We start from the raw sequence: 11,869 nt of genomic DNA, 5'->3' as shown, positions 1-11,869 counted from the left end.
ACCTCGCTAACTGCGAGGTTATTTTTTATTTCCAAACAAGATTAGGAAATCACCATAGCCTTCTTTTTCTAATTCCTCTTTTGGAATAAATCGAAGAGCTGCAGAATTAATACAGTAACGAAGGCCATTTGGTCCTGGACCATCCGGAAATACATGCCCAAGATGTGAATCCCCTTCCTTACTTCTCACTTCTGTACGAGTCATATTATGACTCACATCCATTTTTTCTTTCAAACTTGCTGCCATAACTGGTTTTGTAAAACTAGGCCATCCACATCCACTATCAAATTTATCTATAGAAGTAAACAACGGTTCACCTGAAACGATGTCTACATAAAGACCTTCCTGTTGATGGTTCCAATACTCATTTCGAAATGGTGGTTCTGTGCCATTTTCCTGTGTTACATAAAATTGCATCTCATTTAGTTTTTCTTTTAAATGAGCATTATCTTTCGGCCAATGTTGTTTGATAAAAACATCTCGTCCCGAACCTTTACGATATAACTCATAGCGGAATGTATTTTTCTTATGATATCCTTGATGATATTCTTCAGCTGGATAAAATGTAGCAGCTGGCAATATTTTTGTCGCAATTGGCTTTGAAAAGCGGCCACTCTTTGCAAGCTCTTCTTTTGAAGCCTCTGCCTTCTTATGTTGTTCTTCATTATGATAGAAAATCACCGTTTCGTAAGACTGTCCACGGTCGTGGAATTGTCCTCCTATATCAGTCGGATCAATTTGTCTCCAATATATATTTAATAACTCTTCATACGGCATTTTATTTGCGTCAAATGTAATTTGTACTACCTCATAATGTCCCGTCGTTTCCGAACATACTTCTTTATACGTTGGATTCTCTTTATGACCACCTGTATAGCCAGAAACAACCTTTATAATCCCTTCCATCTCTTCAAATGGCGAAACCATACACCAGAAGCACCCTCCAGCAAATGTAGCTAATTCTACCTTTTCATTTACAGCCATTCTTTCACCCCTATTCTATATTCTCCTTACAGTATGGCATAAGAAACATAATGTTATAAAAGAAAAAGCATCGAACACCGATGCTTTTTCTTTACTTCACTTTATTTTGTTCCAACATCCTTCTCCATTTCATCACTTGTCACATCTAAGACATCTAATAAGAAGATGAAGATTGGAATACCGATAATCAGTCCCCATACACCTAAGAAGTGTTCTGAGAAAATTAATACCATAAACGTATAGAAAATCGGTAAATTTGTTTTTTGCGACATAAACTTTGGATTTAATACGTAACTTTCAAGCGCATGAATCACTGTTACGATAATTAAAATATAAACAACGTACATAATACCGCCGATATTGTAAGCAATCATACAAAGTGGGAATAACGAAATGATCACCCCGGCTACTGGAATTAAACCAAGTAAGAAAATCATTAACGCTAAACCTAGTAATTGTGGGAATCCTAATATCCATAGTGCAATAACGGATAAAACACAGTTAACAACTGCGATTAAAAATTGTGCTTCGATTACTTTTCCGAATGAACGTGCAAATTTCTTACCGAAGTACTCAATTTCAGTATAGAAAATTGCAAGTCGGCTTTCTTTAAATTTTGCAGTAAAAGCAACGATACGAGCTTTTTCCAATAAGAAAAATAAACTTAAAATTAAAGAAAGTAACACTTGAAGGCCAAATTTCCCAACATTCGTAATCGATTTATACAGAATGTCAACGCCTTGTCCTACATACTTCGAAAGTTCCATATGATTGACAGCATTAACTGCATACTTAATTAATTCACTATCTGGTGGGTTTCTTAAAAATACGTTAAATTGATAAATCAATTGTGAAATTTGTATCGTTAATACTGGTAAATATTTAAATAGCGTAATAGCAATTCCACCAATTAACATGACATATAGAAATGCTATGATGAGCTTTCGATTAATGGGCATAAAGTGGTCTAATTTGCGGGAAATAAACTTTTGGAATCGATCCATTAAATACGTGAGAATAAACGTAATTAATATTAAATTCAACATACTTTGTAGCCCGTATAACACGAGAGCAAGTATTACTAATACGAGTAACCTCTGAAATCCTTTGCTTTGAAACAGGTTTTTTATTTGCATAATCGACGAGTACTCTCTCCTGTCCTATAAAGTAAAACGTTAATAAGTAGATTTTTCTCTCTTTTCTACTTTTAATTATTCATTCATATTAAGATTTTTATAAGCTCATTATACGCCTACATTAGCAGGTCTATAGTAGCTTACTTCTTATTTTACAATACAATGACCTAATTCAAAATGTATTCTACACAGTATTAATGAAGATTTAAGGAAACTTACATTTTGTTTAAATAGGTCTTACCACTACTGTAACATAAAAAGCAAGCTATCAGTAGAAATCTGTCCTACAAATAGCTTGCTTTTCTCATTTTTTAAGTAAGTTTTACTATCCAATAAATGGCATAAACATCGGTATGACAACTACGGTTACAACCCCAACTACTGTTACAGCAATACTTGCCATAGCTGCCTCTACCTCACCCATTTCAATTCCTACTGCCACTCCTAATGCGTGACCTGCTGTTCCAAGTGCCAGACCTTTCGCAATCGGATGCTTCACTCTAAATGTTTTTAAGAATAATGCTCCTAATGCGTATACGATAACTGCGTTAAAAATAACTGCAAACGATGTAATTGCTGGAATGCCACCAATACTTTCAGAGATTGGTAACGCAATTGCTGTTGTTGCTGCTTGTGGTAACATTGAATTCATTACTGCTGTATCTAAACCAATTGCTTTTGCAACAATGAACACGACAATTACTGAACAAATAGATCCAACTACGATAGCCGATAAAATTTGCCACCAATATTTTTTCAACTTATCAACTTGTTTATATAATGGAATAGCAAAGGCGATTGTTGCTGGTTCTAAGAAGAAGCTAATCATTTTGCCGCCAGTATTATATTCTTCAAAAGTAAAGTTACCTACTTTTAGAAAGACAATCCCTAATACCATCGCTACGAATAATGGTGTGAATAAGAAAAATCCTTTTGAATGCTTAAATAATAATGTTCCGATTCCGTATGCGATTAATGAAACGACGATTCCGAAGTATGGAGTCATTGTGCTTGCCATGTTCATTACCTCCTAACAATATATACTAAATTGGTTACGCAACTTTTCCGTGCTTGCGTCCTTTATTTACTACTTTCAATTCTTTCGTATCTTTTGTTTCTTTGTCATCTTTTCCTAAAATGAATTGTGCAAATAACCCTGTTACAGCTAGTAAAATAATTGTTGCGACAACAATTACAGTTAAAATTTGTACAAAATATTGTCCCATCACACCAAGAGAATTAATAACTGAAATACCTGATGGAACGAAAAGGAATCCGATAATACCTGTTAAAGCTGTTCCGAGTGATTCAACTTGCTCCAATTTAATAACTTTTAAACATAATAAGCTAAATAAAATGACTAATCCGATTACCGATGAGGGCATCGGAATTGGTAAATGTGTTGCAATAATATTAGAAACTAACATAATAGCTGAAAATATGAATGCTTGTGATAAGAAACTATATACTTTTTTCGTACTCATTTTGGCCACCTCTTTCGATTTGGTACCTTTATTGTATAAGATACAAACAAAACTGTAAGCGTTTACACAACAGAACGTCAAATATACAAAATTAGTTACAAAAATAGGCATATGAAATACAAAAAGCTACTTCTTAAATACGAAGCAGCTTTTTGAGTTCTTTTGCATATGTACGGCTAACAGGTACTTTTGATCCTTCTTTCATAATTAAATTATAAGTAGAATTGAACCATGGTTGTATTTCTGTAATATGATTAATATTTGCAACAAAACTGCGATGGACACGCATAAAACTTGCTTGCGGCAACTTCTTTTCCAAAATTACAAGTGTATCATGTGTCACATATGTTTCTCTCGTCGTTTTTACTGTCACTTTTCCGTCCACAAGTCCTACGTATATAATGTCTTCAATATTCACAAGTACAATCGATTCTTCAATTGGTAATGCTAATTTATGCATCTCGGTCGTTACATCTACACTCTTTACTTCTTGTTTCGTTTCTAATTTTATTTGTTTTTGCTTTTTATATTTCTTTAATGTCTGTACAATACGTTCTTCATCAAATGGCTTTAAAATGTAGTCTAACGCATCTACTTCAAATGCTTGCAATGCATATTGATCATAGGCAGTAGCAAACACAATTGCAGGTGGATTTTTCATCTTCTTTAATATATTTGCGATTTCAAATCCGTTATCATCCGATAACTGAATGTCTAAAAAAACAATATCTGGTTTGTTTTTCATTAGCTCTTCTAATGCGTCCTCTACGCAATCCGCCTCACCAATTATCTCAACTTCTTTCGTTCTCTCTAATAAATACTTTAGTTCGTCACGTGCTAACATTTCGTCGTCAACTACTAATACCTTTAACAATCCGCTCTTCCTCCCCTACCTTTTTTGGAATAACAAAAGTAATCTCTGTCCCCTCATTTAATTCACTTTCGATATGAAGCATCGTTTCTTTCCCAAATAACCCGATTAGACGTTCATTAATATTATATAAAGCGGTTCCAGTCCCTTTCTTTGACGGAACTACCATCTTTCCTAATTGTTCTAAACGTTCTTCCTCAATTCCTTGTCCATTGTCTTTTACTTCAAAGTGAACCATGCCCTCTTTTTCAAAAACATGCACTTCCACTTCGCATACTGGTTGTTTCTTCGGAAAAGCATGGCGCAATGCATTTTCAACTAATAGCTGAAGTACAAATGGTGGAACTAAAGTCGTCTTTAACTCTTCCTCAATGTACATCTTCACCTCATACTTATTTGGGAAACGCGCTTGTTCTAATGATAAATATGCATGTACATGGTTTAATTCCTGTTCTAGCGGAATTAACAACTGACGTGCCCCTTGCAAATTACAACGAAAATACACGCTAAGCTGTAATAATAACTTCCTTGCTTTTTCTACATCTGTTCGGCATAAAGCTGATACTGTATTAATCGCATTAAATAAAAAGTGCGGGTTAATTTGTGCTTGTAATGCCTTTATCTCTGCATCTTGTAATAATTTGCTTTGCAACTCAGCTTCACCTAATTCAAGCTGCGTGGAAAATATTTTTGCTAATCCTTCTGCTAGTTGCTCTTCAACACGACTTAACTGGTTAGAGTTCTTGAAATACAGTTTTAATGTCCCTATCGTATTTTCATGTGAAGTTAATGGAATAACAATAGCTGCTTGCAGAGGGCAGCCTTCATGTTGGCAATTAATAATCTCACGTGATTTCGCTTTCATTATTTTCCCTGTATGTAAAACCTCTTTCGATAAACCTGTTATTAAACTGTGTGAAGGAATATGATGATCTGATGCTAATCCAACGTGAGCTAATATTTTCTCTGTATCTGTTAAGGATACCGCATCCGTTCCCGTAAAACGGTGAATAATTTGTGCCACATGTTTACAAGACTCTTCTGTTAATCCTTGGCGAAAATATGGCAATGTCTTATCAGCAATTCGTAATACTTTATGTGTTTGCAGAGCTTTCGCGTTTTCTTCCTGACGCAAAATAGCTTGTATCATAGAAAGTAAAATAAAACTCCCGAAACTATTTACAAGGATCATCGGTATCGCAATTGTTTTCACAATACTAATTCCATCCTCTACAATTAATAGGATCATGATCATTTCTAAAGAAACGATAAACACACTTAAAAACGCTGAAAATTTAGGCGTAATTGTACGATTATATTTTTTAAAAATGTATCCAATATATCCCGTTATAACTCCCGCTAAAATTGACGAGATTGCACAACTTAGCGCTGTCGTTCCACCAAGCATATAACGATGAATACCCGCAATCGATCCTACTCCAATTCCAACGATAGGTCCGCCAAGTAATCCACTAATTCCAACACCCATAATACGTGTATTCGCAATTGTACTCGATGAAGAAACACCTTGTAGCCAATTTTCATTCATAATTGTATTCCCTGCTATTTCAATTCCAGTGTAATTGCTTACAATTGTAAACACTGAAAAAATACCGATAAGCTTAAACTTATCTACATATCCATCTTGTCTATGAAGAAGGCGCCTGAATGTTTTAATATGAGAGAGTAAAAATCCTAAAATAACAATAAGACCAACGCGTTCAATCATCATAAGTACTAAATTTAGCATCTTTGATTCATTCCTTTTTTATATTCGTTAGTTTTATTATGGGAAGATAATGAAGTGGGCGTCAAGAAGAATGACATACCTTTTGAAATATTTTACACATAACAATTCCTTCTTTATTTGACAATCTAATAGAAGAGTGCTAAAAATAAAGTAATATAATACAGTCCTTTAACCCAACCCCGTGAGGTTGAGAAGGAAGTCGGAATATACTATACGTATGGCCTTTTTTAGGAATACGTATGCTTTTTTGGCCTTCTCATCATATCAGGTGAGAAGGCCTTTTGTTATTCTTCCATAGCGACTGTAGAAGAAAATAAGGAGGAGTAATGATGAACGTCACTACTGATGTACAATCAACAACAGAGGAGACGAAAGAGAAAAGATATAAAACATTATTTGGTTCTGCGCTAGGATATGCGGCAGAAGGTTTAGATATGTTGCTCTTATCTTTCGTACTTGTCTACATTTTAAAAGAATTTCATTTAAGCCCTGTTGAAGGTGGAAACTTAACATTAGCTACCACAATAGGAATGCTAATCGGATCTTATTTATTTGGATTTATTGCTGATTTATTTGGGCGTATCCGTACGATGGCCTTCACAATCTTACTATTTTCACTAGCAACCGCACTCATTTATTTCGCAACAGATTATTGGCAATTATTAATTCTGCGCTTTTTAGTTGGAATGGGAGTTGGTGGTGAATTTGGAATTGGAATGGCCATCGTAACTGAAACATGGTCTAAAGAAATGCGCGCTAAGGCAACATCAGTTGTTGCACTTGGATGGCAATTTGGCGTACTAGTCGCTTCACTCCTTCCAGCATTTATCGTCCCGCATTTCGGATGGAGAGCTGTTTTCTTATTTGGACTCATTCCAGCTCTACTAGCTGTCTATGTCCGCAAAAGTTTAAGTGAACCGAAAATATGGGAACAAAAACAACGATACAAAAAAGAATTGTTACAAAAAGAAGCTGAAGGTAATTTAACAACTACTGAAGCAGAACAACTCAAGCAAATAAAAAAGTTCCCACTTCGAAAGTTATTTGCAAATAAAAAGGTAACGATAACAACAATTGGTCTTATTATTATGTCATTCATCCAGAACTTCGGCTATTATGGAATTTTCACATGGATGCCAACTATTTTAGCGAATAAATATAACTACACATTAGCAAAAGCGAGCGGTTGGATGTTCATCTCTACAATCGGCATGCTAATTGGAATTGCAACTTTTGGTATTCTAGCCGATAAAATTGGTCGCCGTAAAACTTTTACAATCTATTATGTCGGTGGTACTATATACTGTCTCATTTACTTCTTCTTATTCACAGACTCAACATTATTGTTATGGGGAAGTGCATTGCTTGGATTCTTTGCAAATGGCATGATGGGAGGATTCGGAGCAATTTTAGCTGAAAACTATCCTGCTGAAGCTCGCTCGACAGCAGAAAACTTTATTTTCGGTACAGGACGTGGGTTAGCTGGATTTGGACCTGTTATTATCGGATTACTTGCTGCAGGTGGTAATTTAATGGGCGCACTATCTCTCATCTTCATTATCTATCCAATAGGTTTAGTTACAATGCTATTATGTGTCCCAGAGACGAAAGATAAAGTATTAGAATAGCTTAAAACTATACGAAATGTTTGTTCGAGTACTATCCCCTTCAGGGAAAGTAGTTGGGTAAATAGAAAAGAGGAAGCATCTCAAATAAAATGCTTCCTCTTTTTATATAAAATAATCTGCTTTATTATAAAATAAAACATACAATCATTTTGTTTATTCTTTATTTTGATTTACTAGCTTTTTGAAACAAGAAGGAAGTTTTATCTTCTTCTTTTACAATACCTTGTTTTAATGCTAATTCCCCTGCAACTTTAGGCGCTAACCATAACATTGGGAATAACAGAATGGATACAGGAACAGCCGTCACTACAATGAAGGATTGTAAGGCGTTAATACTTCCCTCACCCATGTATAAAAGAATCGCTGCAACTGCGCCCATAATAAGCGACCAAAAAACTCGCAAACTAATTCTAGGATCTCCATCTCCAGTCACTGCCATTGAAATGGAATAAGCCATTGAATCTCCTGTTGTCACTACAAATAAAATTGTTAATAAAAGAAACGCAGGTCCAATAATATTAGAAAGTGGCAATTGCTGCGTAATTGCAATCATAGCCGCCGGCATACCCGACTCACTTAATGCCACCGAGATAGAACCAGGATTCATTAACTCATAAAACACACCTGATCCCCCTAGTATAGTAAACCAAAATGTTGTAATAATGGGTGCAATAATTCCAATTGCAACGATGATTTCTCGGATTGTTCTTCCTCTTGAAATTCGGCTCACTAAAATTGCCATCATTGGTCCATATCCAATAAACCATCCCCAGAAAAAGATTGTCCACGATCCTAACCAACCTGTATCCCCACGATATGTGCTCATTGGAATAAATTCATTTATATAAAACCCAAACGAAGAAACAAATGAATCGATAATAAATCCACCTGGTCCAAACAGTAATACAAATACCATTAATAGAACTGCTAACCTAACATTTAAATTACTTATAATTTGAATCCCTTTATCAATTCCTGTTACCGCAGATATAGTAGAAACAGCTACTACACAAACAATAATAGCTAATTGAGTAGTAAACACATCAGGAATGTCAAACAATGCTTGTAATCCATAACTTGCTTGTAGTCCTAAAAATCCAATTGGACCAATTGTCCCTGCAGCTACCGCAATAATTGCAAACACATCGATCATTGTTCCAAGCCAACTCTTTCGCAATTTCTCTCCAAAAATAGGATATAAAAGCGTTCGAGGTTTTAGCGGCATGCCTTTATGATAATGTCCGTACATCATAACTACCGCACTAATTGTACCTAAAATCGTCCAAGCCAGGAAACCCCAGTGCATATAACTTTGTGCTAAAGCAGGCATTACCGCTTCTTTCGTTCCAGCAGATATACCTTCATGTATTGGTGGCACCGTCATCAAGTGGTACATCGGCTCTGCCGCTGCCCAAAAAACGCCACCTCCGGCAAGTAATGTAGACATAATAATAGCGAGCCACTTTGTCGTACTAATCTCAGGTTTTTCTAGCCCCCCAAGTTTAACTCTCCCATATTTCGAGAACGCCATACACATAGCCACAACAAATGTACCAATTAATAAAACTTGCCAAAAGGCACCAAAATATTTAATTGAAGCCGCAAAACTGCTATTAATGACTCCCTCTACGTAACTTTTATTTAAAATAACTGCAATTACAAATAATAAAAGTGAGCCACCACTAATAAGAAATACAGGCCAATCCGTTTTCCGACTCTTCATCCTCATTTACACTTCCTCCTTCCTCAGCAATCTAAAAAAACAACTTTATTATGTTGTATCGTTTACACCCAAAACACAATAATTATATAAGTATAATAATTTATCGATTTTCTACACACTTATGTTGTCCCTAAAAATATGCTAAATCCCTTATTTAAAAGAAAATTTCTATTCCTATTACATAAAACAGCAAAACAAAAGACCTTATATTTCTATAAGGTCTTCGAAACAGAAATTTGATTATAACATAAGGAACTCCTTGGTTCAAAAAGACCCTTCCAAAAATAACCGATAGTAAAGGCTTCCATTTGCTACGTAACAGTAATTAAAAAAAATTATATTTTGCAGAAGAAACCCCTATACTAAATATCATTTATGAAAGAAATTCGGCTTCAAAATTTCATTTAGATACGGTTTATGATAAATATGAGTAGTAGCTGGCGACAACGGCGGAATGAGCCACACCCAATTCCCTGTTACAACCCGTCCACAAGCAGCTTCTTGCTTCTCAAACTGCTGAAATTGTTGTGCAGCCGTATGGTGATCCACAATACTAACTCCTTGTTTTTTAAAGGAATGTAATACAGCAATATTCAACTCAATTAGTGCCTTGTCTTTCCATAACGTACCGTTCCTCGATGTATCTAACTCCATCATCTCTGCAACTGCCGGAAGTAAATTATAACGATCATGATCCGCTAAGTTACGCGCACCAATTTCCGTTCCCATATACCATCCATTGAACGGAGCAGCTGTATAGGAAATACCACCAATTTCTAAGCGCATATCTGAAATCATTGGAACCCCATACCATTTTACTCCAAGCGACGAAATCGGGTATTCTGGATGTTCAATTGGTACTTCTTTCACTTCTTCTTTCGGAATTTCTTTATATATAGGTGCCTTCCCATCTATGGAAAATACAAGTGGCAATACATCGAAATTCGTACCTTCTCCCTGCCAGCCAAGTTCCTGACAAAAATCCGTAAATGTAGTGGAATGGGAGTCACCGATTACTCCCCTTTCTGTTTTATATCCTGCATATCGAATCAATTGGTGATTATAAATTCGTATATTATTTTCTTCACCTTGATATTGCTTAAAAATTGTAATTGTTGGTTTCACTTTTCCGTCGTTCGTTGCATATTTAATATGATGAATTAATGCATTATATACACCTTCCTCATCATCTACTTCACGTGCATCTAATATGTGCATCTTACTCCAAAATAGTCTTCCGATACACCGATTACTATTGCGCCATGCCATTCGCGATCCATGAACAAGTTCTTCAAATGTATGCTCATACGTCCCCGTCTTCTCTATCTCAACTTGAATTTCTTTCACGCGCTCTTCTATGAATTGTTCTTTATTCAGCTCTTTATAGCAAATCGTAATAAAATGACTCGCTTCCTCGATTAATTGTTTCGTTTTACTCATAAACGATCTCCTTCTATTTCAACAAAACGTTACTACTTTACAGTATAAGCAAAAAGGATAGTAGTCACAAATAAAAGTCGAAGTGTTACTTTTATTGTAATATTTTTCAGAAAATTAAAGACATTGCTATTGACTTACATAAAAAATAAGTGTATTTTTGACTCAGGTAAAATATTTTTACCTATACCAACTTTTAATACGAAAGGAGGGAATGTTATGTCTTCATTTCAATTGCCAAAACTTTCATATGACTATGATGGGCTAGAACCATATATCGATAGCAACACACTTTCTATTCATCATGGGAAGCACCATGCGACATACGTAAGTAATTTGAATGCCGCTTTAGAAAACTATACGGAATTACATAATAAATCTTTAGAAGAATTACTATGTAATTTAGAAATTTTACCAAAGGAAATTGTTACAGCTGTCAGAAATAACGGTGGTGGACATTATTGTCATAGTCTTTTTTGGGAAGTAATGAGCCCACGAGGTGGCGGCGAGCCTAATGGAGACGTTGCAAAAGTAATTGATTATTACTTCAATACCTTTGACAACTTAAAAGATCAACTATCCAAAGCAGCAATTAGCCGTTTTGGAAGTGGATATGGATGGCTTGTCCTTGATGGTGAAGAACTTACTGTTATGAGTACACCCAATCAAGATACACCTTTGCAAGAAGGTAAGATTCCATTACTCGTCATCGATGTATGGGAACATGCCTATTATTTAAAGTATCAAAATCGCCGTCCAGAATTTGTTACCAATTGGTGGCATACCGTGAACTGGGACCGGGTAAATGAAAAGTATTTACAAGCAATTCAATCACAAAAACATTAGTCGTACGTAT

10 protein-coding genes are annotated in these 11,869 nt (G+C 35.4%); 2 read left to right on the top strand and 8 right to left on the bottom strand.

The window, feature by feature from the left end; translation table 11 throughout:
• Positions 1–18 precede the first annotated feature (18 nt).
• The 6 genes from msrB to lytS form a co-directional block, all read right to left on the bottom strand.
• Positions 19–984: a peptide-methionine (R)-S-oxide reductase MsrB gene (gene msrB, locus QCI44_RS00290; RefSeq protein ID WP_016085375.1), complete on the bottom strand. Its 966-nt coding sequence runs from the start codon at positions 982–984 to the stop codon at positions 19–21.
• A gap of 101 nt (positions 985–1,085) precedes the next feature.
• A complete protein-coding gene (locus tag QCI44_RS00285) occupies positions 1,086–2,120 on the bottom strand; it encodes an AI-2E family transporter (RefSeq protein ID WP_016085374.1) in 1,035 nt (344 codons plus the stop codon).
• A 325-nt stretch (positions 2,121–2,445) separates the two neighbouring features.
• Positions 2,446–3,138 carry an antiholin-like protein LrgB gene (lrgB, locus tag QCI44_RS00280; RefSeq protein ID WP_000168869.1) on the bottom strand — a complete coding sequence of 231 codons (693 nt, stop codon included), beginning with the start codon at positions 3,136–3,138 and terminating at the stop codon, positions 2,446–2,448.
• Positions 3,139–3,172: 34 nt separating this feature from the next.
• A complete protein-coding gene (gene lrgA / locus QCI44_RS00275) occupies positions 3,173–3,604 on the bottom strand; it encodes an antiholin-like murein hydrolase modulator LrgA (RefSeq protein ID WP_016085373.1) in 432 nt (143 codons plus the stop codon).
• A 133-nt stretch (positions 3,605–3,737) separates the two neighbouring features.
• The gene (locus QCI44_RS00270; RefSeq protein ID WP_016085372.1) at positions 3,738–4,478 is read right to left on the bottom strand and encodes a LytR/AlgR family response regulator transcription factor; all 741 of its coding nucleotides are present in this window, start codon (positions 4,476–4,478) and stop codon (positions 3,738–3,740) included.
• The gene (lytS, locus tag QCI44_RS00265; protein WP_088084639.1) at positions 4,456–6,225 is read right to left on the bottom strand and encodes a two-component system sensor histidine kinase LytS; all 1,770 of its coding nucleotides are present in this window, start codon (positions 6,223–6,225) and stop codon (positions 4,456–4,458) included. The genes QCI44_RS00270 and lytS overlap by 23 nt, the downstream gene beginning before the upstream one ends.
• A gap of 329 nt (positions 6,226–6,554) precedes the next feature.
• On the opposite strand from lytS, the gene QCI44_RS00260 reads away from it, so the two are divergent.
• The gene (locus QCI44_RS00260) at positions 6,555–7,853 is read left to right on the top strand and encodes an MFS transporter (RefSeq protein WP_016136949.1); all 1,299 of its coding nucleotides are present in this window, start codon (positions 6,555–6,557) and stop codon (positions 7,851–7,853) included.
• Between the two features lie 160 nt (positions 7,854–8,013).
• Here the strand turns inward: QCI44_RS00260 and QCI44_RS00255 are convergent, their stop codons facing one another.
• Both QCI44_RS00255 and QCI44_RS00250 read right to left on the bottom strand, forming a co-directional pair.
• Positions 8,014–9,582 (bottom strand): BCCT family transporter, encoded by a 1,569-nt coding sequence (locus QCI44_RS00255; protein ID WP_016085369.1) that lies wholly within the window; start codon positions 9,580–9,582, stop codon positions 8,014–8,016.
• A 363-nt stretch (positions 9,583–9,945) separates the two neighbouring features.
• Positions 9,946–11,016, bottom strand: coding sequence for a nitric oxide synthase oxygenase (locus QCI44_RS00250; protein ID WP_016085368.1), 1,071 nt, complete (start codon positions 11,014–11,016; stop codon positions 9,946–9,948).
• Between the two features lie 216 nt (positions 11,017–11,232).
• On the opposite strand from QCI44_RS00250, the gene sodA reads away from it, so the two are divergent.
• On the top strand, positions 11,233–11,859 hold the full coding sequence (sodA, locus tag QCI44_RS00245; RefSeq protein WP_016085367.1) for a superoxide dismutase [Mn]: 627 nt from the start codon (positions 11,233–11,235) through the stop codon (positions 11,857–11,859).
• Positions 11,860–11,869 lie beyond the last annotated feature (10 nt).

This window comes from Bacillus cereus group sp. RP37 (assembly GCF_040459695.1).
Lineage (GTDB): Bacteria > Bacillota > Bacilli > Bacillales > Bacillaceae_G > Bacillus_A.
Note: the sequence above shows the minus strand (reverse complement) of the source record. Positions and strands in the feature narration are given on the sequence as shown.

Coding starts and splice junctions, on each gene's coding strand:
- msrB (WP_016085375.1), bottom strand. CDS start 984: ATGGCTGTAAATGAAAAGGTAGAATTAGCTACATTTGCTGGAGGGTGC.
- QCI44_RS00255 (WP_016085369.1), bottom strand. CDS start 9,582: ATGAGGATGAAGAGTCGGAAAACGGATTGGCCTGTATTTCTTATTAGT.
- lytS (WP_088084639.1), bottom strand. CDS start 6,225: ATGCTAAATTTAGTACTTATGATGATTGAACGCGTTGGTCTTATTGTT.
- QCI44_RS00260 (WP_016136949.1), top strand. CDS start 6,555: ATGAACGTCACTACTGATGTACAATCAACAACAGAGGAGACGAAAGAG.
- sodA (WP_016085367.1), top strand. CDS start 11,233: ATGTCTTCATTTCAATTGCCAAAACTTTCATATGACTATGATGGGCTA.
- lrgA (WP_016085373.1), bottom strand. CDS start 3,604: ATGAGTACGAAAAAAGTATATAGTTTCTTATCACAAGCATTCATATTT.
- QCI44_RS00250 (WP_016085368.1), bottom strand. CDS start 11,016: ATGAGTAAAACGAAACAATTAATCGAGGAAGCGAGTCATTTTATTACG.
- lrgB (WP_000168869.1), bottom strand. CDS start 3,138: ATGGCAAGCACAATGACTCCATACTTCGGAATCGTCGTTTCATTAATC.
- QCI44_RS00285 (WP_016085374.1), bottom strand. CDS start 2,120: ATGCAAATAAAAAACCTGTTTCAAAGCAAAGGATTTCAGAGGTTACTC.